The sequence below is a fragment of the Nocardia sp. NPDC005746 genome (assembly GCF_040630785.1).
In the GTDB taxonomy this organism is placed as follows: Bacteria; Actinomycetota; Actinomycetes; order Mycobacteriales; family Mycobacteriaceae; genus Nocardia.
The window spans coordinates 449,729-475,806 of record NZ_JBEXYE010000002.1; the positions used below are offsets into that span (position 1 = coordinate 449,729).

Consider the following 26,078-nt stretch of genomic DNA (forward strand, 5'->3'; position numbering starts at 1 on the left):
TATCAAACGCCCGGTCGGGCCTCGGTTCCATCCGGCATCGTCCCCGCTACCCTCGAACCCGTGCGGCAGAAGATCCTCATGGACAACGACACCGGCATCGATGACGCCCTCGGTCTGCTCTACCTGCTCGCCTCCCCCGAGGCCGAGATCATCGGAATCGCCTCCACCGCGGGCAATGTGCCCGCACCGCAGGTCGCGGCCAATAATCTGGCGCTGCTCGATCTCGCGCGAGCCCCGGAAATCGAAGTGGCACAAGGAGCATTGACACCCCTGGCGGTGCCGCTGCGCACCACCGAGGACACCCACGGGCCGCAGGGGGTCGGGTACGCGGAGCTGCCGCCGAGCAAGCGGACACTGTCGAACCGGCCGGCCGCGCAGCTGTGGGTCGACCTGGCCCGCGAGCACCCCGGCGAGATCGTCGGCCTGTGCACCGGCCCGCTCACCAACCTGGCGTTGGCACTGCGCGTCGAACCGGAACTGCCGCAGCTGCTCCGGCGGCTGGTCATCATGGGCGGGGCGTTCAACCACCCGGGCAACACCACCCCCACCAACGAGTGGAACGTGCACGTGGATCCGGAGGCGGCCAAGGAGGTCTTCGACGCCTTCTCCGCCGTGCCCGCCGACCGCCGGCCGATCGTGTGCGCGCTCGACATCACCGAGACCATCGAGATGAAGCCCCCGCACCTGGCGCTGCTGGCCGAACGGGCGGGCAGCACGCCGGTGGAACTGGTCACCGAGGACGATCCGCCACACGCCCGCTCGAAGGCGAGCAATCCGCTGGTGCGGTTCCTCACCAACGCGGTGCGCTTCTACTTCGACTTCCACAAGCTCTACGACCAGGGCTATCTGGCGCACATGCACGACCCGTTCGCGGCGGCGGTGGCACTGGACCCGAGCCTGGCCGTCACCAAGCCCGCGACGGTCGACGTGGAGTTGACCGGCACCCTCACCCGCGCCACCACCGTGGCCGACTGGGCCGGGATGTGGGGCCGGGAACCCAACGCGGACATCGTGGTCGCGACCGGGCCCGAGGAATTCTTCGAGCGGCTGATCGGCCGCGTCGGCGACTACGCGCGGACGGTGTTCGCGGAAGGAGACACCGACCGGTGACCGCCGGAACAGACCTCGACTACGTCACCGGATTCCGCGAGCGCCTCGGACTGCCCGGAATCATCGACGTGCACACGCATTTCATGCCCGAGCAGGTGCTGCGCAAGGTGTGGACCTACTTCGACACGGCCGGACCGCTGGTGGGTCATCGCGAATGGCCGATCACCTACCGCGACGAGGAGCAGGTGCGGCTGAAGACGCTGCGCGGGTTCGGGGTCAGCGCCTTCACCTCGATGATCTATCCACACAAACCCGACATGGCGGCCTGGCTCAACAGCTGGTCCGCCGACTTCGCCGCCCGCACGCCGGACTGCCTGCACACCTCGACCTTCTATCCGGAGCCGGGCGCGCCCGAGTACGTGCGCGCGGCACTGGAGTCCGGGACTCGAATCTTCAAGCTGCACATCCAGGTCGGCCACTACCACCCGGCCGATCCGCTGCTGGACGAAGTGTGGGGCCTGATCCAGGACGCGGGCACGCCGGTGGTCATCCACTGCGGATCCGGGCCCGCCGCCGGGGAATTCACCGGTCCCGAACCGATCACGGCCCTGCTGCGGCGTTTCCCGCGACTACGGCTGATCATCGCGCACATGGGGGCTCCCGAGTACCGCGAATTCCTCGACATCGCCCACGCTCACGCCGGCGTCCTGCTCGACACCACGATGAACTTCACCGATTTCTTCGAGGCCGCGGACCCCTTCCCCACCGCCGAACTCCCCCGCGTCCGCGATCTCGGCGACCGGATCCTGTTCGGCAGCGACTTCCCGAACATCCCCTACCCGTACGGGCACGCGCTGTTCGCGCTGGAACGCCTGGACCTCGGCGACGACTGGCTGCGCGCGGTCTGCCACGATAACGCGGCACGCGTGTTCACTCTCGGATAGCACCTCACGTCCTGGCGATATCGAGAAAGGCGGGCCGGTCATGCGGTTGGTCGCGGAAATCCTCGTCGGATTGCTCGCCGCGTTGCACGTCTACATCCTGGTCATGGAGATGTTCCTGTGGACCACGCCCCGGGTTCGCGCGAGCTTCGGCACCACCGCCGAGTTCGCCGAGGAGACCAAGGTGCTGGCCGCCAATCAGGGCCTCTACAACGGTTTCCTGGCCGCGGGCCTGATCTGGGGCCTGGTCACGTCCGATCCGGTCGGGCAGGCCGCGAAGATCTTCTTCGCGGTGTGCGTGGTGGTGGCTGGACTGTACGGCGCGGCCACCGCGAGCCGGCGGATCCTGTTCGCCCAGGCGGTGCCGGGCGCGATCACGCTGGCCGCGGTGCTGCTGGCCGGATAGTCACTAGCTGCCGGAGACGTTGAGCGCGATCTTGGCGTTGCGGCCCGGCCGTTCGCTGGCCGCGGCCGCCTCGGCGGCCTGTTCGAGCGGGTAGGCGGTTTCGACGGACAGATCCAGCACGCCCTGGGCGGCCAGGGTGACCAGTTCGGTGATGAGCCGGCGGCGCTCCTCGCCGCCGATCTCCTCGGCCCGCTTCGAGCCCCAGAAGCCCTTCACCACGGCCTGTTTGAAGATGATCGGGCCGGGATCGAGCACCAGCGGCTGACCCGAAAGGGCACCGAAGGTGATGAGCTCGCCGCGCGGCGCCAGCACGGTGAGCAGGTCGTTGGCGGCCTTGCCGCTGACCTGGTCGACGGCGCGCACGATCGGCTCACCGCCGGTGACCTCGGCGGCCCGCTCGACCCAGTCCGCGGACTCGGTGTCGAGCACCGGCTCGAAACCCAGCTCCCGCAACGACTTCGCGGCGGACTCACTGCGCACCAGATTGAGCACATTCACGCCGCGGGCGCGGGCCAGCAGGTTCAGCAGCCGCCCGACCGCGCCGTTGGCGGCATTGATCGTGATCCATTGCCCGGGTTCGACCTTCAGGTCCTCCAGCAGCATGAGCGCGCTCAGCGGCATGGCCAGCAGCTGGCTCGCGGTCGCGTCGGACACCGAGTCCGGCACCGGCACCACGCCGCCCGCCTTGGCGACGAAGTACTCCGCCCACGCACCCTGCACACCCGAGACCGTCACGCGCTGACCGACTTCCAGGCCGGTGACTCCCGCGCCGAGCGCGTCGACGCGGCCGACGGCCTCGGTGCCGGGGACGGCGGGCAACTCCGGCCGATAGCCATAGATGCCGCGAATGATGGCCAGGTCGTGATTGTGGATCGGGGCCAGGGTGGTCGCGACGCGCACCTCGCCCGGGCCGGGTTCGGGCACCGGCCGTTCGGACGTGGTCAGCACGTCCTTCGGCTCGCCGAATGCTTCGATGACCACCGCGCGCATGGGAGCGTTCATGAGCGGTTCTCCTTCGATCGAGGGTGGGCGGCCAGGGCCGCGGTGAGCCGGTGCAGGGTCGTCCGCAGGTCGGCCAGTTCGGTGGTGGACATGCCGGAGATCTCCTCGGCCCGTCCGGGGATGTGGCAGGCGGCCGCGCGCAGGTCGCGGCCGCGGTCGGTCAGGCTGATGTCGACGCGACGTTCGTCGGTCGTGGAGCGGCGGCGGGTCACGAAGCCCGCCGTTTCGAGGCGCTTGAGCAGGGGTGAGAGCGTGCCCGAGTCCAGGTCCAGCGCCGCGCACAGATCGCTGACAGTTCGCTCGTCGCGCTGCCAGAGCGCGGCCAGAACCAGATATTGCGGATAGGTGATGCCGAGCGCGTCGAGCTTGGACCGGTACAACCCGGTCATCGCCCGCGACGCCGCGTACAGCGCGAAGCACAGCTGGTTCTCCAGTGCCTGCTCATCGGTCACGGACGATACGGTAGCCACCAGTTAGATTGTGCACAATCTATCTGCCGGTCTGCTCCGTCACACCGGCAGCGCGGAGACGATGCATGGTGATAGCGATCGGGTTTATCCGGCAAACCGCGGACATTCGGGATACGTTGCCCTGGAACGCGTTCCAATCGAGGAATGCCGAGCAGCGGGGAGTTGCAATGACGCATGAGGTAGTGAGCCGTATCGAGGAGCTGTCCGGACAGCTCGCGGCGACTGCCCCGGAGACCGAGCGGCTGGGGAAGCTCTCCGACGAGAGCGTGAAGCTGCTCCGCCAGACCGGCATCATGCGGATGCTGCAGCCGACCGAGTACGGCGGCCTGGCCGCGCACCCGCGCGACTACGCCGAGGCGGTCATGGCCGTGTCCAGGAACTGCGGCTCCACCGGATGGGTGACCGGCGTGGTCGGTGCGCACCCGTGGGAAATGGCGCTGATGGACCGCCGGCTCCAGGACGAGGTGTGGGGCGAGAACCCCGAAGCCTGGATCGCCTCGCCGTACGCGGTGATGGGCGTCGCGAAGCAGACCGACGGCGGGTACACGCTGAACGGGCGCTGGGCGTTCTCCTCCGGCACCGACCACTGCGACTGGATCTTCCTGGGCGCGCTGCTCGCCGACACCGAGGGCAACCCGGTGATGCCCCCGACCGTGCTGCACGTGGTGCTGCCGCGCGAGGACTACACCATCGTCGACGACTCCTGGGACGTCATCGGGCTGCAGGGCACCGGGTCCAAGGACATCATCGTCGACGGCGCGTTCATTCCGGCGTACCGGACCATCGAGATGGAGGCGGTCGCCGAAGGCGAGCTGGCCGCCGAGCGCGCGGGCCGCACCGACACCGTCTACAAGCTGCCGTTCTGGTCGATGTTCCCGCTCGGCATCACCGCCGCGGTCATCGGCATCGCCGAGGGCGCGCTCGCGGCCCACCTCGACTACCAGCGCAATCGCGTCACCGCCACGGGCACCATGATCAAGGACGACCCGATCGTGCTGTCGGCCATCTCCGAGGCCGCCGCCGACATCGCCGCCTCCCGCAGCCAGCTGCTCGACGGCATCAGCCGCCTCTACGATCTCGCCGACGCGGGCAAGCCCATCTCCTTCGAGGACCGGGCCGTGGTGCGCCGCAATCAGATTCGCTGTGCGTGGCGGGCGGTGGCGGCGGTGGACCAGATCTTCGCGCGGTCCGGCGGCAACGCGGCGCGGCGGCAGAACCTCATGCAGCGGTTCTGGCGCGACGCGCACGTGGGATTGCAGCACGCCATCCACACGCCCGGTTCGATCTACCACTCGACGGCGTTGACCACCATGGGCCTGGAACCCGAGGGCCCGCTGCGCATGATGATCTGACATCCTCGGCGCGGTCCGATAGCTGCCGGGATGCTGCTGTCGGACCGCGCCCCTATACCCGTTTTCGCCCACCGCGAAACCCATCGGCGGCGAACACGCGCGCTGATGTCAAAGGAATCGACATCAGCAGCGGGATACTCACTGTCATGCATCGGCTGACGCGCTCCCTCGTTGCCCTGATCGCCATATTTGCCGCCCTGGTGCCAGCATCCGCGCACGCCGACCCCGGCGGCGGTTCCGGCATCGTGGACGTGCGGCCGCTCGGCGGACGCCAGTACGAGGTGACCGTCTACTCCGCGGCCATGGGACGCAACATCCCGGTCTGGGTGTCACACCCCGACGGCCCGGCCCCCGCGCTGTACCTGCTGAACACGGTCGACGGCGGTGAATCCGGCGGACCCTGGTCCAATCGCACCGATGTCGCCCAGTTCTTCGCCGACAAGCCGGTCAACGTCGTCACCCCGATCGGCGGGCGCGCCAGTTTCTACACCGACTGGCTCTCCGACGACCCGGCGCTGGGCCGCAACAAGTGGTCCACCTTCCTGATCCGCGAACTGCCGCCGCTGTTGGAATCCCACTTCCAGATGACCGGGCGCAACGCGATCGCGGGCGCGTCCATGTCCGCGACCTCGGCGCTGAATCTCGCCATCGAAGCGCCCGGCATGTACCAGGCGGTCGGGGCCTACAGCGGCTGCCCGCGCACCACCGACGCGGTGGCCCGCAGTTTCGTGCACTCCGAGCTCGGCCTGTTCCGGGCGAACGCCGCCAATATGTGGGGGCCCGACGACAATCCGGCCTGGGACGCCCACGATCCCGTGATCAACGCGGACCGGCTGCGCGGAGTGGCACTCTACATCTCGGCGGGCAATGGCGCGCCGGGCGCGCACGATTCCCTCGCGGACCCGAGCATCGGCGGGAATGTGGCCACGCTGACCGATCGCATGGCGGTGGGCGGGGTCATGGAGACGGTGGTCCGCAGCTGTACGGACTCCCTGGTCACCCGGCTCGGGGAGCTGGGGATTCCAGCGCAGGTCGCCTACCGGGACGGCACGCACGCCTGGCCGTATTGGCAGGATGACGTGCACGATTCCTGGCCGCTGATCGCCGACGCCCTGGGGGTTTAGCCGGCGGGCGGGACAGGCCAGGTGATTTCGAGATCCTGAACCTCGAAGCCCTGCGGGAAGCGATAGGTTCGAGGCACACCGGCCCGGCCGCCATGGCGTTCGTAGAACGCGATGGCGGCCGTATTGTCTTCCAGCACTTCCAGATACACCAGGTGGCCGGGGAATTCGGCGGCGGCCCACTCGAATCCGTGACGCAGCAGCCGCGTCCCGATGCCGCCGCGCTTGAGGGCCGGGCTGACGTGCAGATTGTCGATCAGAACGCGACCGTCCGGTTGCAGCGCCAGATAGATGAATCCCAGCAGATCCGAGCCGGATTCGGCGACGAAGAGGCTGCCGGGCGCGACCTCAGCGGTCAGCCGGGACAGCCACATGGCTCTGTGGTCATCGGCCAGCGCCCCGTCCAGATACGCCCCGGGCATGATCCCGACGTACGCGGTGCGCCAGCTGGCGGTGTGCAGCGCGGCGACCGCGTCCGCGTCGGAGGCGAGACCGGGGCGTATCCGGATGGTCATGGCGGTCAGGGCCGTTCGTCGAAGGCCCGCAGGATCTCCTCGGCGGCCAGTGCCGGGGTGAGGGAGCCGTCGCGGATCTGCTTCTCCACCCGGGCCTTCAGGGCCTTGACGGCCGGGTTCTCGGACAGGCGGCGCAACAGGTTGTCGTGCACCATGGTCCAGGTCCAGTCGACCTGCTGGCGGCGGCGCTTCTCGGCGAACTCGCCCGCCTCGGTCAGCACCCGGCGGTGAGTGAGCACCGCGTCCCAGAACGTGTCCAGGCCGGTGCCGTTGAGGCCGGACATGGTGAGAACCGGTGGCCGCCACAGCGATTCGCGCGGGTGCACGAGCCGCATGGCGCCCTGGAGTTCGCGGGCGGCGGCCTTGGCCTCGAGTTCGTGACGGCCGTCGGCCTTGTTCACGGCCACCAGGTCGGCGAGTTCGAGCACACCCTTCTTGATGCCCTGCAGCTGGTCGCCGGTGCGGGCCAGGGTGAGGAAGCAGAAGACGTCGACCATATTGGCGACGGTGACCTCGGACTGGCCGACACCGACGGTCTCCACCAGGATCACGTCGTAGCCCGCGGCCTCGAGCAGCACGATGGTCTCGCGGGTCGCCTTGGCGACTCCGCCCAGGGTGCCCGCGGTCGGCGAGGGCCGGATGAACGCGTCGCGCTGCACCGACAGCCGTTCCATGCGGGTCTTGTCGCCCAGGATCGAGCCGCCGGTCAGGGTCGAGGACGGGTCGACGGCCAGCACCGCCACCCGATGGCCCTGGCCGATCAGGTACATGCCGAGCGCGTCGATGAATGTCGACTTGCCGACGCCCGGCACGCCGGTGATGCCCACGCGATTGGACAGCGCCTTGCCCGCGTCGGGGGTCAGCTTCAGCAGCAGCCGCTGCGCCAGTTCCCGATGGTCGCCGCGGGTGGATTCGACGAGGGTGATGGCGCGGGCCAGTCCGGCCCGCTCCCCCGCTCGCACCTGCGCGGCCAGCTGGTCGACATCGATCACCCGGCGCGCCACGGGGGTGGCGGGCCGGACGCCGGGGCCGGGTCCGGGGACCCCGACACCGGCGGTGGTGCCGAGCCGGGGGTGGTTCTCGCCACCCCCGGTCGCGCGTGCGGCGTCGCTCATTCCGTTGCGCCGCTGCCGATCTCGTGGCCCAGCTGTGCGGCCAGCTTCCCGATCAGGTCGATCGCGGCGTCGGCGATGATGGTGCCGGGGCCGAAGATGCCCGCGGCGCCGGCGGCGTACAGCTCGTCGTAGTCACCGGGCGGGATGACGCCGCCGACGGTGACCATGATGTCGGGGCGACCGACATCGGCCAGCGCCTGCCGCAGGGCGGGCACCAGCGTGAGGTGGCCTGCGGCCAGCGACGAGACGCCGACGACGTGCACGTCGTTGTCGGCCGCCTGCTGCGCCACCTCTTCGGGGGTCTGGAACAGCGGGCCCACGTCGACGTCCATGCCGAGGTCGGCGAAGGCGGTCGCGATCACCTTCTGGCCGCGGTCGTGGCCGTCCTGACCCATCTTGGCGATCAGGATCCGGGGGCGACGGCCCTCGGCTTCGGCGAACTCCTCGACCAGTTCGATGGCCTTGCTGATATTGGTCACCTTGCCCGCCTCCTCCCGGTAGACGCCGGAGAGCGTACGGATTTCGGCCTGATGGCGGCCGTAGACCTGCTCCAGGGCATCGGAGATCTCACCGACGGTGGCCTTGGCGCGGGCCGCCGCGATGGCCAGGGCCATCAGGTTGTTCTCCATGCCGCCCTCGGTCGAGGCGGCCGCGCGGGTGAGCTCGGCCAGCGCCTGCTCGACCGCGGCCGAATCACGTTCGGCGCGCAGCTTTTCCAGCTTGGCGTTCTGCTCGGCGCGCACGCGCGAGTTCTCGACCTTGAGGACCTCGATCGGGGTGTCTTCCTCGACCAGGTACTTGTTGACGCCGATCACCGGCTGCTGGCCGGTGTCGATGCGGGCCTGGGTACGAGCCGCGGCCTCCTCGATGCGCAGCTTCGGGATGCCCTCCGAAATCGCCTGCGCCATACCACCGTGCGCCTCGATCTCGGCGATGTGGGCGCGGGCGCGCTCGGCCAGCTGGTGGGTCAGCCACTCCACGTAGTACGAGCCGCCCCACGGGTCGGCCGGACGGGTGGTGTTGGACTCCTGCTGGATCAGCAGCTGGGTGTTGCGGGCGATGCGGGCGGAGAAGTCCGTCGGCAGGGCCAGCGCCTCGTCGAGCGCGTTGGTGTGCAGCGACTGGGTGTGGCCCTGGGTGGCGGCCATGGCCTCCACGCAGGTGCGCGCGACGTTGTTGAACACGTCCTGCGCGGTCAGCGACCAGCCCGAGGTCTGCGAGTGGGTGCGCAGCGCGAGCGACTTGGAGTTCTTCGGCTCGAACTTGGCGACCAGCTCGTTCCAGAGCAGGCGGCCCGCACGGAGTTTCGCGACCTCCATGAAGAAGTTCATGCCGATGGCCCAGAAGAACGACAGTCGCGGCGCGAACTTGTCGACCTCCATGCCCGCGTCCAGACCGGCCTTGATGTACTCCACGCCGTCGGCGAGGGTGTAGGCCAGCTCCAGGTCGGCGGTCGCACCGGCTTCCTGGATGTGGTAGCCGGAGATGGAGATCGAGTTGAACTTCGGCATCTTCGCGGAGGTGTAGGCGAAGATGTCGGAGATGATCCGCATCGAGGGCTTGGGCGGGTAGATGTAGGTGTTGCGGACCATGAACTCCTTCAGAATGTCGTTCTGAATGGTTCCGGCCAGCTGCTCGGGCGCGACGCCCTGCTCCTCGGCGGCGACGACGTAGAGCGCCAGGATCGGCAACACCGCGCCGTTCATGGTCATCGACACCGAAACCTGGTCCAGCGGAATCTGATCGAACAGTTCCCGCATGTCGAGGATGGAGTCGATGGCGACACCGGCCATACCCACGTCGCCGGTGACGCGCGGGTGGTCGGAATCGTAGCCACGGTGCGTCGCCAGGTCGAAGGCGACCGACAGGCCCTTCTGACCCGACTGCAGGTTGCGGCGGTAGAAGGCGTTGGAGTCCGCGGCGGTGGAGAAGCCCGCGTACTGGCGGATGGTCCACGGCTGGTTCACGTACATGGTCGGGTAGGGACCGCGCACGAACGGCGCGATACCCGGCACGCTGTCGAGGGGGTAGCCCTCGGCCACGATGGCGTCGCGGTCGGCTTTGGTGAACACCGGCGGCACGTCGATGCCCTCGGGGGTCGACCAGGTGAGCTGTTCGGGCGCATAGTGATTGGCGGTCGCGGCGGTCTTGACGAACTCCTCGACCTGCGCGGCGCTGACCTCGGCGGGGGCGGTGTCGCCCTCGGTCAGCGGTACTTCGGCGAAATTGCCGATCCGGTGCTTGATATCGCTCATCTCTACGCTCCCAGCTTCTCCAGCAGACCGGACAGAGCCGCCACCGCATCCATGCGCGCGGTCACGAAACCGTCGGGGCGCTGGGCGCCGGTCAGGTCCGCGACCGCCTTCTCGGGTCCGGCCAGCAACACGGTGGTGACACCGGCCGCCCGCAATTCCTCCACCGCCGCGGCGGCGTCGGTGCCGTACCGCTTGTCCGAACCGCACAGCACCGCGATCGACGGACCGGCCTCGGTGACCGCCTCGATGCCGCCGGAGGCCAGCAGGTTGGTGGAGAAGGTGACACGAACATTGTTCTCCGACACCGGGCCCAGCGGAACCAGGCGCACCCGCGGGCGCGCGCCGTTGGCGGCCAGGTAGGCGTCGGAGCGGTTGCGCAGCGCCTCGAAGGCGGCGCCGTAGCGGGCGGCGTCGTCGGCGCGCGCGGCCTCCGACAGCGGCTTCTCGCCCAGGTTCGGGAACTCGTTGACACCGGTGACGGCCGTCTTGCGATGCGCCACATCGGAATCGCGCTTCGCCTTGGTCTCGCCGATGCGCTCGGCGAGCAGACCGGCCTGCAGCGCGGCCAGGTAGCCGCCCGCGGCCTCGATCTCCTGCATGAACTCCCACGCCTTGGCGGCGAGCTCATCGGTGAGCGACTCCACGTACCAGGAGCCCGCGCCCGGGTCCTGCACGTGACCGAGGTGGGATTCCTCGAGCAGCAGCAGCTGGGTGTTGCGGGCCATGCGCTCGGAGAACGCCTGCGACACCTCGAGTTCCCCGGCGGGCAGGGCGGCGTCGAAGGGCAGCACGGTGACGATGTCGGCGCCGCCGACGCCCGCGCCGAACGCGGCGAGCGTGGTGCGCAGCATGTTCACCCACGGGTCGCGCTGGCTCATCATGGCCGCCGAGGTCACGGCCTGCTGCGGCGCGTTGCCGGCGAACGGAGCGCCGCACACGTGGGCCACGCGGGCCCAGAGCTTGCGGGCGGCACGGAACTTCGCGACCATCTCGAACTGGTCGTCGGTGGCGGCGAAGCGGAACTCCAGCTGCCCCAGCGCATCCACGATGTCGGCGCCCGCGTCGGTGAGCGAGCGCAGGTACTCCAGGCCCGCGGCCACGGCCGCACCCAGCTCCTGCGCGTCGGAGGCGCCCGCGTTGTGGAAGGCCACGCCGCACACGGTGATCGCGCGGATGGTCTCCGGCCGGGCCACCGCCTGCTGGGCCAGCGCGACCGCGCCGTCCAGGTCGATGGCGGAGGTGCCCGCGAACAGGCTCGTCAGCGGGGTCGCGCCCAGCGAGACGCGGATGTCGGCACGGTTCGGCACCGTCGTCGCGTTGGCCGCGGCATAAGCGTCGAGCACCGAGAACAGCTGGGCGGCGGCCTCATTGGCGGCCGGACCGGCGTCCAGGGTGAGCGGGGCCAGCTCGAACAGCAGGCCCTTCAGCGCGGTGGCCAGGCCCTCGACCGGGACGCCACGCTCGGCGACGCCCAGCTGCACGGCGCTCACGCCGTTGTCCAGCGCGAAGAGGATGTCGGCGTTGACGGCCTTCGCGTCCTCACCGGCGAACTTCTGGCTCACGAACCAGCCGCGGTGCACGTCACGGGTGGCGTCGCCACCGCGCACGTAGGGGAACTGCCCGGGCAGCGGCTGCTCGGGCAGTTCGTCGCGGCGCGTGTAGAGCGGGCTGACCGTGAGACCGTCATAGGTCGTGACCGCGAGCAGCTTCTCCGGCTCGTCCGGCAGTTCGCTCGCATCCACCCTGCGGGCCTTCGCCAGCACCCCGGCGACACCCTTGCGCCAGGCGGCATACTCGGGCACCGGATCGGTGTCCGAGTCGGAAGCAATCGGCATAGCTGCTGTTCCTTCTTCCACTCCCTGACCGCGGTGCCCGTTGGGCCGGCATTCGCGCAGATCAACGGTCACTTTGGTTAACGAGCATTCCTCGTCTTTCCCCTGATGCTAGCGGCACCCCCGTGATTGCCGTCTCCGGAGTCTCGCTACCAGCGGGTAACCTGGCGCGGTGCCAACAACCGTGAGCTCCCCGCTCGAGCGCGCATCCGGGCTGCTCAACCGCCTGCGCCAACCCCGCACCCTGGCCTTGCTGATCGGCTGCGGACTACTCTTCGCGCTCGCGGCCTTCGCGCCGCATCCGGCACCCCAGCAGATCCGGCAGTGGGCCGACTCGGTCGGGCCCATGCTGCCGCTGGTGTTCTTCGCGGTGCACACACTCGTGTGCGTCGCCCCGTTCCCTCGAACGATTTTCACGCTCAGCGCGGGGATGCTGTTCGGGTCGGCCGAGGGGCTGACTCTCGCCATCACCGCCACCACCCTGAGCGCGGTGCTGGCATTGTGGCTGGTGCGCGCGCTCGATCACGAGCGAGTTCGCGCCCGGCTCACCCATCCGACGGTGCAGGCGGTGGACACCCGGCTCGCGCGGCGGGGCTGGCTGGCGATCGGATCGTTGCGGCTCATCGCCTTCGCGCCGTTCTCCATCGTGAACTATTGCGCGGCACTGTCTTCCATCCGGTTCACGCCCTACCTCGCCGCCACCTTCCTCGGCATCATCCCGGGCACCGTGGGGACCGTGCTGCTCGGCGACGCCCTCACCAACCGAACCTCCCCCGCCCAGATCATCGTGACCGTCGCCTGCCTGGCGGTGGGCGTGATCGGCCTGGTCGTGGACGCTCGCATGACGGTCGGCCAGGCGGACCCGACCGGCGCGGGCCGCTGACCCGAGGATCGGTCAGTCTCGCGCTGGGGCCCGGTCGGATACGAGGTGGGTGTCGAGGTACTGCCGGACCATGGTGGTCAGGGCGGCCAGCCGTACGGCATCCAGTTCCGGCTGCGGGAAAGTGCCGGTGTGGATGGCGAAGCCGTCGAAACAGAACACCACGATCGAGCCCAGGGCCAGGTTCTGTTCGGAGGTGAGTCCGCGGGGGGCGGGCAGGCCGCCACCGGAGAGCAGGGCCGCGGCGTACTCGTCGCGGACCACCGAGAGGTGTTCGCGCAGTTGCTCATCGGTGCGGGCCGCGATGGTCAGCTCCAGCCACACCGTATTGATGGGGTCGCGGGCGGCGTCGAGCCAGATCGCCAGCACCGCGTCGACATCGCGTGGATCGGGCAGCTCGGCGACATTCGCGCCGAAACGCTCGATCTGGCGGCGGCCGACCTCGCCCGCGGCCGCGGCCACCAGGTCGAACAACGAGTCGAACCGGCCGAACAGTCCGCCGTGCGAGACGCCGGCGCGGCGGCATATCTCGTTGACCGTGAGCTTGGAGTAGCCCTTCTCGACGATCGCCCGAATGGTGGCCTCGATCAGCGCCTCTCGCGTCTCGGCGCGCCGCTGGGCCTGAGTCCGACGTACGGCCGTCACGACACTCTCCTCCAGGCTCAGCTCATATCCGATCAACCGATCGTTTTCCTGCGACCACGCTACCAACCTGCCCCCACCTGCTCACAGTCCACGGGCTACCGGCGTGATCCGCGCGAGGACGGTGGGGTCCCCGCCTCCCCACCGTCCTCGCCCCCTCCATGGTCGGCCGCCGCGCCTGCCTCGGGCCGCCTGCCGATACCACTGATCAACGTGATACCTGCACCCCCTCCAGGGCAAGGGGCACACCAGGATTGGCGCATCCGGATCCTCGGCGGCGTGATCGGGTAGCCCGGTACCCGTGCCCGGAGGCCACGTGCCCGGTACACCCGCATGATCAGTATCGGCGCGACCCGATCCACGACCACCCCCGCCGACCGGGCCCGAATCACCCTGCCCGCCGGACCGATTGGCGGCCTCGCCGTGCGCGCGGCATCGCTGGCCGGATTCCTGGCGCTGTGGTGGGCCGTCGCCGCCGCGAAGCTCGTCGACCCGCAATTCCTGCCGGGCCCGCACGCCGTGTGGGACGCCTTCGTACGCGCCAACAGCTGGCATCCGCTCGCGCCCGGCGTCCCCCGCGAAGTGCCCGGGCGAGCAGAACTACTTCCTGTGGGAGCACCTGCTGGCCAGCCTGCAACGCATCGCCGCGGGAGCGGGCGCGGCCGTGATCCTCGGTCCGATAGCCGGATTCGCGCTCGGCACCTCCCGGACGGCGGCCACCGTCGTCGGCCCCTACCTCAACTTCGTGCGGACCCTGCCGCCGCTGGGCTATATCGGGCTGCTCATCGTCTGGTTCGGCATCGGCGACACCTCCAAGATCTGGCTGTTGTTCGTGGCCGCCTTCCCGCCCATCGTGATCGCGACCATGGCGGGCGTGCACCAGGTTTCGGCCGACCGGTTGCAGGTCGTCACCCGGGTGCTGTTGCCCGCCACCCTGCCCGAGGTCATCGGCGGGATCCGGGTCGCGGTCGGATTCGCCTGGACCTCCATGGTCGCGGCGGAGCTGAACAACGGCATCCCCGGAATCGGCGGGCTCGCCTTCCTGGCCGGTCAGCAGCTCAATACTGCGCTGACCATGGCCTGCATCATCATCATCGGTCTCACCGCGCTCACGCTCGACGCGGTCATCAGTCGGATCGGCGCGCTGGTCGTGCCGTGGAAAGGCCGAGCATGAAACGCGTTGTCGCGGCCCTGGCGGTCGCCGGACTGCTCGCCGTCTCCCTGACCGCGTGCGTCCAGTCCGGACGCACCGATCAGTCGCGCGGCGGCGGGGAGAGCCCGGCGAGTTCGTGAGCATCGTCGGGCCGTCCGGTTGCGGCAAGACCACGCTGCTGCGACTGCTCGGCGGGTTCCTCGAACCCAGCACCGGCACCCTGCTGGTCGGCCAGGACCGCGTCGATGGGCCGAGCCCAAAACGCGGTGTCGTCTTCCAGTCGCCCACGCTGTACCCGTGGCTCAGCGTCCGCGGCAATGTCTAGTTCGGGCCGAAGTGTCGTGGCGTGGACAAGAAGGCGCGCCGGGTCGCGGCGGACCGGCTGCTCGAGCTGGTCGGGCTCGGTGACGTCGGCGGAAAGCTGCCCTATGAGCTGTCCGGCGGGATGCAGCAGCGTGCGCAGATCGCGCGGGTGCTGGCCAACGATCCGCGCATCATCCTCATGGACGAGCCGTTCGGCGCGCTGGATCAACTGACCCGTGAGCGGTTGCAGGTGGAGTTGCTGCGACTGTGGTGCGAAGCCGGGAAAACCATTATGTTCGTGACCCATTCGGTGGAGGAAGCGGTATTTCTGCCCACCTGGGTCCTGGTCATGAGCGCCCGGCCGAGACGGGTCGTCGTGGACCGCGCCATCACCCTGCCCGGCGACGACGAGAACGGTGTCCGGGAGTTAGCTGTCACCGCTACACCCGAATTACAGGCTCTCAAGATCGAATTGGCGCAGTCGATCTACGAAGCCCACGCGTGATTCCATGAAATACGACAATGGTCCGTGCCGCATCGTTGCGGCACGGACCATTGCGAATTCCGACTGAGCGGAACGCCTATTACAGGTAGGCGCCGCACACGGGCCAGGCGCCCCGGCCCTGGCCGGCGAGCACGTTCTCCGCGACGCGGATCTGCTCCTCACGGCTGGCGTTGGCGGCACTGCCCGCGCCGCCGTAGGCGTTCCAGGTGCTCTGGGTGAACTGCAGGCCGCCGTAGAAGCCGTTGCCGGTGTTGGCGGCCCAGTTGCCACTGCTCTCGCACTGCGCGACAGCATCCCAGTTGCCCGAGGCGGCCGAGGCGGTCGCCGTCGACAGCGCGAACGGGACGGACACGAGCGCGCCCACGGCCGCGGTGGCGGCGGCGATACGAGTGCGGGTGGTGAGCTTCCGGTTGCGATGCATAAGTTTGTTTCCTCGCCCCGCTCCCACCGGCCCGTGCTGCTCGCTGCGGGTCCCCGTCCCCAGGGGTATCGGTTGCTCTCGAATCGTGGGACGGAGTTGCCGGTGTTCGTCGATTCGAGCTGGAGCCCGGGTTTCTCCGAGCCGCTAGCGACGGTAACGGAAAGATCTCCGCAAATCACGTATCGATCACGAGCAGTTGACGAAACGATTGCGACCGCACTTTATGTGGTTTACGCAGTTCGACGCGGAGAGTCGGAGAATGACATTTCTGGAATTCAGCCGCGAATTTGTGAGCGAGGTCACGCATAAAAGGTGACCCCCATCGCGTAATACAAACGCGAGACAGAACGATGCGCGCGCGAAAACGCGCCGCGACCGGCTCGGATCGCGGTGCGCACAACCGTTGCCCCAGGTCAGAGCACTCGGGATAGTGCCTGGAACGTCGTTTCGGGTCCCCCAGGAGGAACCATGGCCGCCATCGATGAACCCCGGTCCGGAGCCCGCGCGGTCGACCGCGCGATCCACGTCCTGAACTGCCTCGAGGGCGACGATCCCGAGCTGTCGCTGAGCGAACTCGCCCACCGGGCCGCGCTGCCGGTCAGCACGACGCACCGGCTGGCCCAGGCGCTGGTCCGAGGCGGGCTGCTCGAGCAGGACCCGGCCACCGACCGGTATCGCGTCGGACAGGGGCTGGCCACACTGGCCCGGCCCGCGCTGGCTCGGCTGGGTCTGGACTCGGTCGCGCCGCACCTGTACGCGCTGGCGGCGGGCATCCGCATCACGGTGAGCGTGAGCGTGCCCGAGGCCGACGACGCGGTCACGGTGTTCCAGGCCCGCCCGCCCGTCCACTTCTGCCACCATCAGGTGCCGCGGGCCCGGCAGTCGCTGCACGCCAGCGCGACGGGCCACGCGTTGCTCGCCTACTCCGCCGGCCGGGCCGCGGCCGATGTCGACCTCGACCGGGTCCGGCACCGAGGGTTCGCCAGCGAGCTCATCGAGACCGACGATCCGATTCGCGCGCTCGCGGTGCCGATCGTCGGACCGCACCGGCAGGTGCGGGGCGCGCTGGCGGTGCAGGCACGCTCGGCGCGGCTGGATGGCGAGCTGATCCGCGCCGTCGTCCCGGCCATGCGCATCGCGGCGGGCCGGATCGCGCCGCTGTTCCAAAACACCGGCGACGCAACGCTTTCCACCGCCGAATTTCGCTCACGCTGATTTCCACATCGTGAAATGGCGGTTGCCGGGGCCTCCCGGCCATCGCAGCATGTGAGCACTCCGATCGACCGTCCCCGCCCCCGAAGAGGAATCCCCATGCGGCTCTGTTGTCGTCCCCGCCACGAAACCCATTCCGCGACGGACACACTCACCGAAAGACATCCCCATGGCCTTCTCCCTCCGCCCCGCGCGGGTGCGACACGCGGTCGCCGCCGCGATCGCGGTCACCAGCGCGGCGGTCCTGCTCACCGGCTGCGCCAAGACCGATGCGGGCACGACCGCCGACGGTAAGACCGTCGTCCGCTACCAGGGCAGCACCGGCCAGGTCACGGCCTTCGAACTCGCGGCCGACCTCGGTTACTTCACCAAGATCGACCTGCACTGGGAGGGCGACACCACCTCCGGCCCGGCCAATATCCAGGCCGCCGCCACCAAACAGGTCGAATTCGGCAGCGCCTTCAACGGCGCGGTCATCAAGCTCATCGCGGGCGGCGCGCCCGTGACCTCCGTGCTCAGCTCCTACGGCGCGGACGAACTGAACTTCACCGGCTACTTCGTGCGCGACGACTCCCGCATCACCTCGGCGCGCGACCTCATCGGCAAGAAGGTCGGCGTCAACACCCTGGGCGCGCACCACGAGTTCATCACCCGCCAATGGCTGCACAATCAAGGGCTCAGCGACGCCGAGATCAAGCAGGTGCAGCTCGTCGTGCTGCCGCCCGCCAATACCGAGGACGCGCTGCGCAACGGGCAGATCGACGTGGCCGCGCTCGGCGGCGTCTTCCGCGACACCGCCATCGGGCGCGGCGGGATCCATCCGCTCTACACCGACAAGGATCTGTTCGGCCAATTCGATTACGGCACCTACGTCTTCCGCAACGACTATCTGAAGTCGCACGCCGACGCGGTGGCCGACTTCGTGCAGGGCACCGCGCGCGCCACCCGCTGGCTGCAGGTGACCCCACGAGACGAGGTGGTGGCCCGGTTCGCCGACATCATCCACAAGCGCGGGCGCAACGAGAACACCTCGCTGCTGCAGTACTACAAGAGCTCCGGCGTCCCGGTCCCCGGCGGCGTGGTCGCCGAACGGGAGCTGCAGATCTGGATCGACTGGCTGGTCCGCAATGGCGAACTGCCCGCGGGCAAGCTCGCCGCCAAGGACCTCTACACCAACAAGGACAATCCGTACGCCAACGGGAAGTACCCGGCGACCGGCGGCCCGAGCGGCGAGGCGGTGTCCAAATGAGCACCGCCGCGGTGAAACTCGCGCTCTCGGGCGTCCGTAAGGAATTCCCCGTGCGGGGTGAGCGGGAACCTCTGACCGCGCTCTCCGACATCTCCGTCGATGTTCGCGACGGTGAGTTCCTGGTCCTGGTCGGGCCCAGCGGTTCGGGCAAATCCACGCTGCTGGATCTGCTCGGCGGGCTGGACCGGCCGACCGCCGGGCAGATCCTGCTCGACGGCGCGCCCGTCACCGGGCCCGGACTCGATCGCGGCATCGTGTTCCAGCAGTACGCGCTGCTGCCGTGGCGCACAGCTCGGGCCAATATCGAATTCGGGTTGGAGGCCAAGGGCATTCCCCGTCGCGCCCGCAAGGGAATCGCCGAGCACTACCTGGAACTGGTCGGACTGGCCGGCTTCGGCAACCGGTACCCGCACGAACTGTCCGGCGGCATGAAACAGCGCGTCGCCATCGCCCGCAGCCTGGCCTTCGATCCGGAAGTACTGCTGATGGACGAGCCGTTCGCCGCGCTCGACGCCCAGACCCGGGAGTCGTTGCAGGACGAGCTGTTACGGATCTGGCGGGCCACCGGCAAGACGGTGCTGTTCATCACCCACGGCATCGACGAGGCCGTCTACCTGGGGCAGCGCGTCGCCGTGCTGACCTCGCGGCCCGGGCGGATCAAGGCCGTGGTCGACATCGACCTGGACCGGGCCGCCGACCCGGATGTCCGGTCCAGTGAACGGTTCCGCGAACTGCGCCACCACGTGTGGTCGCTGCTGCACGACGAGGTCGCGCGGGCCCAGGACCTCGAGCAGGCCGCGCTCACCGCCGATCGGAGGAATTCCCATGTCTAGCGCTGTGCACCTGATCGACGCACCCGTCGAGATCCCGTCCCGCGCCGCCGCCGATCGCGCGGCGCCGCGACCGAGCGGGGCCGCCTCGGTCCTGCCCACGCTCGCCCGCATCGGCTGGCGGATCGGCAAACCGGCCGTGGTGATCGCGGCATTCCTCGCGGTGTGGGAGGCCGCGCCGCGACTGGGTCTCGTCGACGAGGTCTTCCTGCCGCCGTTCTCCACGGTGGTCAGCGCCGGGCTCGAGCTGATCCGCAACGGTCAGCTCTGGGAACACGTGTCCACCAGCCTGACCCGCTCGCTCATCGGTTTCGCCATCGCGCTGGTGGCCGCGATTCCGGTCGGTGTGGCGATCGCCTGGTACCGGCCGGTCGCGGAATTCCTGAACCCGGTGCTGGAACTGTTCCGCAATACCGCCGCCCTCGCCTTGCTGCCGGTGTTCATCCTGATCCTCGGCATCGGCGAGACCTCGAAGATCGCGCTGGTGGTGTACGCCGGATTCTTCCCGATCCTGCTCAACACCATCAGCGGCGTGCGGACCGTGGACCCGCTGCTCGTGAAATCGGCCGTCTCACTCGGCTTCTCACCGTTACGACTGTTCCAGAAGGTGATCCTGCCCGCGGCCGTGCCGTCCATCTTCACCGGTATCCGGATGGCGGCCTCGGGCTCGATCCTGGTGCTCATCGCCGCGGAGATGTTCGGGGCGCGCGCCGGGCTCGGGTACCTGATCACCGCCGCGCAGCAGAACTTCCAGATTCCGGACATGTACGCCGGGATCGTCGCCATCGCCGTCGTCGGGCTCACCTACAACGGCGTGCTCGTGGCCATCGAGCGACGGCTCTCCCGCTGGCGCGCGCACCGCTAGCCGCCACCACCCCTGAAACCATCGAAGGAACACTCCCCTATGCCCAGCCCCCGCAAGACCTTCCATCTCAACGCCTTCCTCATGGGCGTCGGCCACCACGAGGCCGCCTGGCGGCACCCGCGCACCCGCGAACACCAGGTGCTCGAGGTCGGGCACTTCCAGGAGCTCGGCCGCATCGCCGAACGCGGCAAGCTCGACTCGGTGTTCTTCGCCGACGGGCTCGCGGTCGGGCCGCGCATCGAACGCAACGCCCTCGCCGTCTTCGAACCGGTCACCCTGCTCGCGGCCATCGCCACCGCCACCGAACATGTGGGCCTCATCGCCACCGCCTCGACCAGCTACAACGAACCCTTCAATCTGGCCCGCAAATTCGCCTCCCTGGACCACATCAGCGGCGGACGCGCCGGGTGGAACATCGTCACCTCCGGCAGCGAGGACGAGGCGTTCAACTTCGGCTTCGACGCCATCCCCGAACACGCCCGCCGCTACGAGCGGGCCGAGGAGTTCGTCGATCTGACCGTACGGCTGTGGGACAGCTGGGAATCCGACGCCGTCGTGCTCGACCCGGAGACCGGCGTCTTCGCCGACCCGGACAAGGTGCACACCCTCGACTACCGCGGCGAACGATTCCGGGTCCGCGGGCCGCTGAACTCCCCGCGCAGCCCACAGGGGCGGCCGCTGCTCGTACAGGCCGGATCCTCGGAGAGCGGAAAGGAATTCGCGGCCCGCCACGCCGAGGCCGTGTTCACCGCCCAGCGCACCCTCGCCGAAGGGCAGGCGTTCTACCGGGATTTGAAGGCCCGGCTGCCCAAATACGGGCGGTTCGCCGACGACCTGAAGGTGCTGCCCGGTCTGGTGCCGTTCATCGCCGGCACCGAAGCCGAAGCCCGTGCGCTGGAACAGGAATTCACCGACCTCATCTCCCCCGACTACGCGCTGCGGCAGCTGTCGACGCTGCTCGGCGTCGACCTCACCGAGCACGCCCTGGACGCGCCGCTCCCGCCGCTGCCCCCGGAAAGCGAGATCGAAGGCGGCAAGAGCAGATTCACCCTCGTCAAGGAACTTGCCGAGAAGGAGGAGCTGACCGTGCGCCAGCTCATCGGCAAGCTCGGCGGCGGCCGTGGCCACCGCACCCTCGCCGGCACTCCCGAACAGATCGCCGACGATCTGCAGACCTGGTTCGAGCAGGGCGCCGCCGACGGCTTCAACATCATGCCGCCGTACCTGCCCGGCGGGCTCGAGGACTTCGTCGACCAGGTCGTGCCGATCCTGCAGCAGCGCGGCCTGTTCCGCACCGAATACACCGCCACCACGCTGCGCGGCCACTACGGCCTCGACCCGGTGGAAAGCCAGTTCACTCCCGTCCGCACCCAGGCCACCGCCTGAGCACCGAAGCCTGAGCACCGAAAGGAAACCCTCATGACCACCGTCACCGAGAACCCCGTCGCCACCTTCCAGATCACTCCCGTCGCCGGGCACATCGGCGCCGAGATCAGCGGCATCGACCTGCGCGGCGACTTCACCGACGAGCAGATCGCGGTCCTCACCGCGGCACTGCACGAATACAAGGTGCTGTTCTTCCGCGATCAGCGTATCGGGCACGCCGAGCAGATCGCCTTCTCCCGCCGCTTCGGCGCGGTCACACCCTCGCACCCCTATGACGACGACGCCCCCACCGAGCACCCCGAGATCCTGGCCGTCGACAGCCGGCTCTACGAAAAGCGTTTCGGGAAGAAGAAATTCAGCTACACCAATCAATGGCACACCGATATCTCGCCGCTGATCAATCCGCCCGCCGCCTCCCTGCTGCGGGCCGAGATCGCGCCCGAGCGCGGCGGCGACACCCAGTGGACCAATCTGGCGGCCGCCTATGCGGGACTGCCGGATTCGCTCAAAACGCTGCTCGACGGGCTGCGCGCCGAGCACCGGTTCGGCGGCAAGCTGCCCGTATGGGACGCCGACAGCGACTACGCCAAACGCGTCGCGGCGGCGCCGCTGGTCACCGAGCATCCGGTGGTCCGCGTGCACCCGGTGACCGGGGAACGCGTGCTGTTCGTGAACCCCGGCTTCACCACCCGCATCATCGGACTGAGCCCGCGGCAGAGCGACGCGCTGCTCGAGCTGCTGTACGCCGAGATCGCCGACCCCGCGTACACGGTCCGATTCCGGTGGGAGAAGGACAGTGTCGCGTTCTGGGACAACCGCGCCACCGCGCACCTCGCGCCCAGCGACCTCGACCATCTCGACGTGACCCGGGTGCTGTACCGCACGACCCTCGAAGGTGAGGTCCCCGTGGGCGTCGACGGCGAGCCGTCGCGGTCGATCTCCGGGGAACGGTTCGACGGTTCCGCGAACTGACCTCTCCGACGACGAGGCCCTCCCGGCACCACCGGGAGGGCCTCGTTCGATGTCGCGACCGGGAAATCCGTCAGTGCCCCTGCGGGCGCGGCGGCTGCGGCGGGTTCTGCCAGCGCTGGTCCGGCGGTTCCGGCCGGTACTGCGGCTGCACGGGCGGAGCCGGGCGCTGGGTGTGCGGCAGCTGCTGCGGCGCGACCGTCGGCGGCAGGCTCATCGGCTCTACCGGGGTCCGGGCGTCGGCCTCCGCCGCGCGCACGGCCTGCTGGGTGGCCGGGTCGGTGGCGGTGTCGAACCAGTCGGCGACCTCGTCGGAGTCGTCCTCGGTCGCGGATTCCGCGCCGTCGGGGGCCGGCTCGTAGCGGAATACGCCGTCTTCGCCCTGCTTGCCGAAACCGCGCGCGAACCCTTCGAGGGCCTTGCCGAAGTCGCTCGGCACCAGCCACACCTTGTTGGCGTCACCCTTGGCGACCTGCGGCAGCGTTTGCATGTACTGGTAAGCCAGCAGCTCGGGGGTGGGCTTGCCGTTCTTGATGGCGGCGAACACCTTCTCGATGGCCTTGGCCTGGCCCTGCGCCTGGAGATACGCGGCCGCCCGCTCACCCTGAGCGCGCAGGATGCGGGACTGCCGCTCGCCCTCGGCGGACAGGATCATCGACTGCTTGGAGCCCTCGGCCGCGAGGATCTGCGCCTGCTTCTGGCCCTCGGCCGTCTTGATCGACGCCTCGCGCTGGCCTTCGGCGGTGAGGATGATGGCCCGCTTCTCACGGTCTGCCTTCATCTGCTTCTCCATCGATTCCTGAATCGACGGCGGCGGATCGATCGCCTTCAGTTCCACGCGCGCCACTCGCAGGCCCCAGCGCCCGGTCGCCTCGTCGAGGACGCCGCGCAGTTCACCGTTGATCTGGTCGCGGGAGGTGAGGGTTTCCTCGAGGGTCATGCCGCCGACCACGTTGCGCAGCGTGGTGATCGTCAACTGTTCAACGGCGGCAATGTAATTGGAGATCTCGTAGACGGCGGCCTGCGGGCTGGTGACCTGGAAATACACCACCGAGTCGATCTGCACGGTCAGGTTGTCCTTGGTGATGACCGGCTGCGGTGGGAAGGACACCACCCGCTCGCGTAGGTCCACCTTGGCGCGCACCCGGTCGGCGAACGGGACCAGGAAGGTCAGCTGCCCGGACACGGTCCGCGAATAGCGGCCCAGCCGCTCGATCACGGCGGCCTCCGCCTGCGGCACCAGCGCCACCGACTTGAAGACCACCACGACGACCAGAAGTATGAGTACGACGGCGACTATCAGTACACCCATCACTGCCCTTTCATGACGACGGCGTGCGCACCGTCGATCCTCATGACGTATACGGTCGAACCGATGGGATAGGTCTCCGAGGCGTCGTACGGGCGCGCACTCCACACCTCTCCGCCGAGCTTCACGCGACCACCGTGCTCGTCGACCGTTTCGAGCACCTTGGCGGTCTTACCCGGCAAAGCGTCCACCCCCGTCTGATGCGGCGGCGGAGTCGCGTAGCGCCGCAACAGGAATGGGCGCACCAGCACCAGCAGCGCGATCGAGGTGCCACCGAACACGACCGCGTCCACCAGCACCGGGGCCCCCGTGAGCGCGTTCACGCCCGCCGTGATCAGCGCGGCGACCCCCAGCATGATCAGCACAAGAGTGCCCGTGAGCATCTCGGCCGCCGCGAGCAGGATGCCCGCGACCAGCCAAACTATTGCGGCCACGCCACAACAGTAACTGCATTTGCGGGGCCTGGCTGATATTCGTGATCACTCCGAGCCCCGCGACCGGGCACATCGGACACCGATCACCGGAAACCGTGCACAACCTGCCCAGCAGCCGCCCGACCGCCGGAATGGGCGCGGCGCGAGCGGGATTCCCGTCCGCCGCCGGTAACCTCGACGTGGTGAGTGGGCACCAGAAGTACGGCGACATCTTCACCGGGCACGCACGGAAACAGAAGCGGGAAGTGCCCCGCGTGGTCGCCGAACGCGACCTCGTCGCCGAGGACGCGGCCACCGGATTCTGCGGCGCCGTAGTCGGTTTCGACCGCAGCTACGACGGAGAGTTCGTCAAACTCGAGGACCGCGCCGGACGCGTGCGACTGTTCGCGATGCGAGAAGCCGCCTTCCTCATCGACGGCCAAGCGGTCACCCTGGTCAAGCCGACCGCCACCGCACCCGCGAAATCCACCCGATCCGCCTCCGGGTCCACCCGCGTCGAAGGCCTCACAGCGCGCGTCGCCCGCGCCAGCCGCATCTGGGTCGAAGGCATCCACGACGCCGCCCTCGTCGAACGCGTGTGGGGCCACGACCTCCGAGTCGAAGGCGTCGTCGTCGAACAACTCGAGGGCCTCGATCACCTCGGCGCGAAACTCGCCGAATTCCAGCCCGGCCCGAACCACCGCGTCGGCGTCCTCGTCGACCATCTGGTCACCGGCTCCAAGGAATCCGGCCTCACCCAGGGCCTCGGCGCGCACGTCCTTGTCACCGGCCACCCCTACATCGACGTGTGGCAGGCCGTCCGACCTACAGCCGTTGGCATCCGCGCCTGGCCGGACGTACCCCGCGGCGAAGACTGGAAGACCGGCATCTGCCAACGCCTCGGCTGGGGCACCCCGCAGGACGGGTGGCGGCGCGTCTACAACGCGGTCAACTCCTACCGCGACCTGGAAACCCCCCTCATCGGGGCGGTCGAACGACTGATCGATTTCGTCACCGAGCAGGAGTAGCCCGCCAGTTATCCTCGAATACATGAGTTCCCCAAGCGCCTCGCTCACGGTCTGGGCCGGTTCCTGGCTGGCAGGCTGTAGCGCCCCCGACGATGTGCTCGACGAACTGCGCGCTTGGGCTTCGCGGCAGACCGTGGCCGCTGGAGACCCTGTCACCGGCGGGCACACGGGGCTGCCGTGGGCGTCCGACGAAGACCCCGCGGCGGTCGCCGGGGCGGGAATCATGGTGCTGCTCAAGATTATTCGCGAGGCGTACACCGGGCCCGAAGCGCAGGTTCGGCTGGTGCTGCCGATCCCCGGAGACGTGCGGGGCATACCAGTCGGCACCGAGTTCGCGGCCGCCGCAACCGAAGCCGAGGAAGGCATCCTCGTCGGAGCGCCCGGAACCCCCGGGACCGGACTCGTACCGGTGTGGACCGATGAGGACGCCCTGCAGTGGCGGGTGTACTCCACGCCCATTCCGCTGACCCTCGCGCCGGAAATGCCGTTGGGTGAGGCCGAATACACGATGCGGGAAGCCGTGCGGGATGCGGCGGACGCGTTGCAGCAGATGCACACCACGCGGCTCGGGTCGGGTGGGGTCGCGCCACGGGATCTGGTGGAGGCCGAACTGGCCGGGCATTCGCGGCACAAGTATCCGGATTCGATGCCGCTGCGGGCGCGGCGAATTCTCGACACCGCCGATCAGGTCGCGGCGATCCTGACCGTCGCCGAGCGGGAGCCGGCTTCGGCGCCGACCTCTGCCACCGCGGTGGCTGCTCAGGAAGCGTTGTTGCGGCCGTTGTGGAATGCGATTCGCGCGGCTCGGCTGGCGGCTGTCCACGCTCGCTGAGTGTCCGATTCGTTCAAGAGAA

Annotated in this window: 26 protein-coding genes and 1 pseudogene; 17 read left to right on the forward strand and 10 right to left on the reverse strand. The window is 69.0% G+C overall.

Features of this window, described 5'->3' with window-relative positions:
* The first annotated feature begins 78 nt into the window (after window positions 1-78).
* The 3 genes from ABZ412_RS06000 to ABZ412_RS06010 are packed head-to-tail and all read left to right on the forward strand — an operon-like array spanning window position 79 to window position 2,397.
* On the forward strand, window positions 79-1,110 hold the full coding sequence (locus ABZ412_RS06000; RefSeq protein ID WP_357277148.1) for a nucleoside hydrolase: 1,032 nt from the start codon (window positions 79-81) through the stop codon (window positions 1,108-1,110).
* Entirely contained in the window at window positions 1,107-1,994 is an 888-nt protein-coding gene (locus ABZ412_RS06005; RefSeq protein ID WP_357276883.1) for an amidohydrolase family protein, read from the forward strand. Before ABZ412_RS06000 ends, ABZ412_RS06005 begins: the two co-directional genes overlap by 4 nt.
* A gap of 40 nt (window positions 1,995-2,034) precedes the next feature.
* A complete protein-coding gene (locus ABZ412_RS06010) occupies window positions 2,035-2,397 on the forward strand; it encodes a DUF1304 domain-containing protein (RefSeq protein ID WP_357276885.1) in 363 nt (120 codons plus the stop codon).
* A 3-nt stretch (window positions 2,398-2,400) separates the two neighbouring features.
* Here the strand turns inward: ABZ412_RS06010 and ABZ412_RS06015 are convergent, their stop codons facing one another.
* Window positions 2,401-3,399: a zinc-binding dehydrogenase gene (locus tag ABZ412_RS06015; RefSeq protein ID WP_357276887.1), complete on the reverse strand. Its 999-nt coding sequence runs from the start codon at window positions 3,397-3,399 to the stop codon at window positions 2,401-2,403.
* Window positions 3,396-3,851 (reverse strand): MarR family transcriptional regulator, encoded by a 456-nt coding sequence (locus ABZ412_RS06020; RefSeq protein ID WP_357276889.1) that lies wholly within the window; start codon window positions 3,849-3,851, stop codon window positions 3,396-3,398. Before ABZ412_RS06020 ends, ABZ412_RS06015 begins: the two co-directional genes overlap by 4 nt.
* 185 nt (window positions 3,852-4,036) lie before the next feature.
* Between ABZ412_RS06020 and ABZ412_RS06025 the strand changes: the two genes are divergently transcribed.
* Window positions 4,037-5,221 carry an acyl-CoA dehydrogenase family protein gene (locus ABZ412_RS06025; protein ID WP_357276891.1) on the forward strand — a complete coding sequence of 395 codons (1,185 nt, stop codon included), beginning with the start codon at window positions 4,037-4,039 and terminating at the stop codon, window positions 5,219-5,221.
* A 146-nt stretch (window positions 5,222-5,367) separates the two neighbouring features.
* The gene (locus ABZ412_RS06030; protein WP_357276893.1) at window positions 5,368-6,345 is read left to right on the forward strand and encodes an alpha/beta hydrolase family protein; all 978 of its coding nucleotides are present in this window, start codon (window positions 5,368-5,370) and stop codon (window positions 6,343-6,345) included.
* Here ABZ412_RS06030 and ABZ412_RS06035 read toward each other — a convergent pair.
* From ABZ412_RS06035 to ABZ412_RS06050, 4 genes are all read right to left on the reverse strand, one after another.
* Complete coding sequence (locus ABZ412_RS06035) at window positions 6,342-6,857, reverse strand: GNAT family N-acetyltransferase (protein ID WP_357276895.1); 516 nt, start codon at window positions 6,855-6,857, stop codon at window positions 6,342-6,344. The genes ABZ412_RS06030 and ABZ412_RS06035 overlap by 4 nt on opposite strands.
* Before the next feature lie 5 nt (window positions 6,858-6,862).
* Window positions 6,863-7,861 carry a methylmalonyl Co-A mutase-associated GTPase MeaB gene (meaB, locus tag ABZ412_RS06040; protein ID WP_357277150.1) on the reverse strand — a complete coding sequence of 333 codons (999 nt, stop codon included), beginning with the start codon at window positions 7,859-7,861 and terminating at the stop codon, window positions 6,863-6,865.
* 107 nt (window positions 7,862-7,968) lie between these two features.
* On the reverse strand, window positions 7,969-10,227 hold the full coding sequence (gene scpA / locus ABZ412_RS06045; RefSeq protein ID WP_357276897.1) for a methylmalonyl-CoA mutase: 2,259 nt from the start codon (window positions 10,225-10,227) through the stop codon (window positions 7,969-7,971).
* A 2-nt stretch (window positions 10,228-10,229) separates the two neighbouring features.
* Window positions 10,230-12,062, reverse strand: coding sequence for a methylmalonyl-CoA mutase family protein (locus tag ABZ412_RS06050; RefSeq protein WP_357276899.1), 1,833 nt, complete (start codon window positions 12,060-12,062; stop codon window positions 10,230-10,232).
* Window positions 12,063-12,273: 211 nt separating this feature from the next.
* Between ABZ412_RS06050 and ABZ412_RS06055 the strand changes: the two genes are divergently transcribed.
* Window positions 12,274-12,942, forward strand: a complete 669-nt coding sequence (locus ABZ412_RS06055; protein WP_357277153.1) for a TVP38/TMEM64 family protein — start codon at window positions 12,274-12,276, stop codon at window positions 12,940-12,942.
* 12 nt (window positions 12,943-12,954) lie between these two features.
* On the opposite strand, the gene ABZ412_RS06060 is transcribed toward ABZ412_RS06055, so the two are convergent.
* A complete protein-coding gene (locus ABZ412_RS06060; protein ID WP_357276901.1) occupies window positions 12,955-13,584 on the reverse strand; it encodes a TetR/AcrR family transcriptional regulator in 630 nt (209 codons plus the stop codon).
* Between the two features lie 406 nt (window positions 13,585-13,990).
* Between ABZ412_RS06060 and ABZ412_RS06065 the strand changes: the two genes are divergently transcribed.
* The 3 genes and pseudogenes from ABZ412_RS06065 (at window position 13,991) to ABZ412_RS06075 (ending at window position 15,542) form a co-directional block, all read left to right on the forward strand.
* Window positions 13,991-14,755, forward strand: coding sequence for an ABC transporter permease (locus tag ABZ412_RS06065; protein WP_357276902.1), 765 nt, complete (start codon window positions 13,991-13,993; stop codon window positions 14,753-14,755).
* Window positions 14,752-14,874, forward strand: coding sequence for a hypothetical protein (locus tag ABZ412_RS06070; RefSeq protein WP_357276904.1), 123 nt, complete (start codon window positions 14,752-14,754; stop codon window positions 14,872-14,874). Before ABZ412_RS06065 ends, ABZ412_RS06070 begins: the two co-directional genes overlap by 4 nt.
* Window positions 14,871-15,542 (forward strand): annotated as a pseudogene (locus ABZ412_RS06075) (ABC transporter ATP-binding protein). The gene ABZ412_RS06070 and the pseudogene ABZ412_RS06075 overlap by 4 nt, the downstream one beginning before the upstream one ends.
* Before the next feature lie 79 nt (window positions 15,543-15,621).
* On the opposite strand, the gene ABZ412_RS06080 reads toward ABZ412_RS06075, so the two are convergent.
* Window positions 15,622-15,963: a transglycosylase family protein gene (locus ABZ412_RS06080; RefSeq protein WP_357276906.1), complete on the reverse strand. Its 342-nt coding sequence runs from the start codon at window positions 15,961-15,963 to the stop codon at window positions 15,622-15,624.
* Window positions 15,964-16,431: 468 nt separating this feature from the next.
* Between ABZ412_RS06080 and ABZ412_RS06085 the strand changes: the two genes are divergently transcribed.
* From ABZ412_RS06085 to ABZ412_RS06110, 6 genes are all read left to right on the forward strand, one after another.
* Entirely contained in the window at window positions 16,432-17,178 is a 747-nt protein-coding gene (locus tag ABZ412_RS06085; protein WP_357276908.1) for a helix-turn-helix domain-containing protein, read from the forward strand.
* A gap of 166 nt (window positions 17,179-17,344) precedes the next feature.
* Entirely contained in the window at window positions 17,345-18,424 is a 1,080-nt protein-coding gene (locus ABZ412_RS06090; protein ID WP_357276910.1) for an ABC transporter substrate-binding protein, read from the forward strand.
* Window positions 18,421-19,257, forward strand: a complete 837-nt coding sequence (locus tag ABZ412_RS06095; RefSeq protein ID WP_357276911.1) for an ABC transporter ATP-binding protein — start codon at window positions 18,421-18,423, stop codon at window positions 19,255-19,257. The genes ABZ412_RS06090 and ABZ412_RS06095 overlap by 4 nt, the downstream gene beginning before the upstream one ends.
* Complete coding sequence (locus tag ABZ412_RS06100; protein ID WP_357276913.1) at window positions 19,250-20,119, forward strand: ABC transporter permease; 870 nt, start codon at window positions 19,250-19,252, stop codon at window positions 20,117-20,119. The genes ABZ412_RS06095 and ABZ412_RS06100 overlap by 8 nt, the downstream gene beginning before the upstream one ends.
* Window positions 20,120-20,158: 39 nt before the next feature.
* Window positions 20,159-21,505, forward strand: coding sequence for an LLM class flavin-dependent oxidoreductase (locus ABZ412_RS06105; protein ID WP_357276915.1), 1,347 nt, complete (start codon window positions 20,159-20,161; stop codon window positions 21,503-21,505).
* Between the two features lie 33 nt (window positions 21,506-21,538).
* Window positions 21,539-22,477, forward strand: coding sequence for a TauD/TfdA family dioxygenase (locus ABZ412_RS06110; protein WP_357276917.1), 939 nt, complete (start codon window positions 21,539-21,541; stop codon window positions 22,475-22,477).
* A 70-nt stretch (window positions 22,478-22,547) separates the two neighbouring features.
* On the opposite strand, the gene ABZ412_RS06115 is transcribed toward ABZ412_RS06110, so the two are convergent.
* Together ABZ412_RS06115 and ABZ412_RS06120 are read right to left on the reverse strand one after the other, a co-directional pair.
* Complete coding sequence (locus ABZ412_RS06115) at window positions 22,548-23,786, reverse strand: SPFH domain-containing protein (RefSeq protein WP_357276919.1); 1,239 nt, start codon at window positions 23,784-23,786, stop codon at window positions 22,548-22,550.
* Window positions 23,786-24,217: an NfeD family protein gene (locus tag ABZ412_RS06120; RefSeq protein ID WP_357276921.1), complete on the reverse strand. Its 432-nt coding sequence runs from the start codon at window positions 24,215-24,217 to the stop codon at window positions 23,786-23,788. Before ABZ412_RS06120 ends, ABZ412_RS06115 begins: the two co-directional genes overlap by 1 nt.
* A gap of 182 nt (window positions 24,218-24,399) precedes the next feature.
* Here ABZ412_RS06120 and ABZ412_RS06125 point away from each other — a divergent pair, with 182 nt between their 5' ends.
* Both ABZ412_RS06125 and ABZ412_RS06130 read left to right on the forward strand, forming a co-directional pair.
* Window positions 24,400-25,224, forward strand: a complete 825-nt coding sequence (locus ABZ412_RS06125; RefSeq protein ID WP_357277156.1) for a DUF3097 domain-containing protein — start codon at window positions 24,400-24,402, stop codon at window positions 25,222-25,224.
* A 22-nt stretch (window positions 25,225-25,246) separates the two neighbouring features.
* A complete protein-coding gene (locus ABZ412_RS06130) occupies window positions 25,247-26,056 on the forward strand; it encodes a hypothetical protein (protein WP_357276923.1) in 810 nt (269 codons plus the stop codon).
* Window positions 26,057-26,078 lie beyond the last annotated feature (22 nt).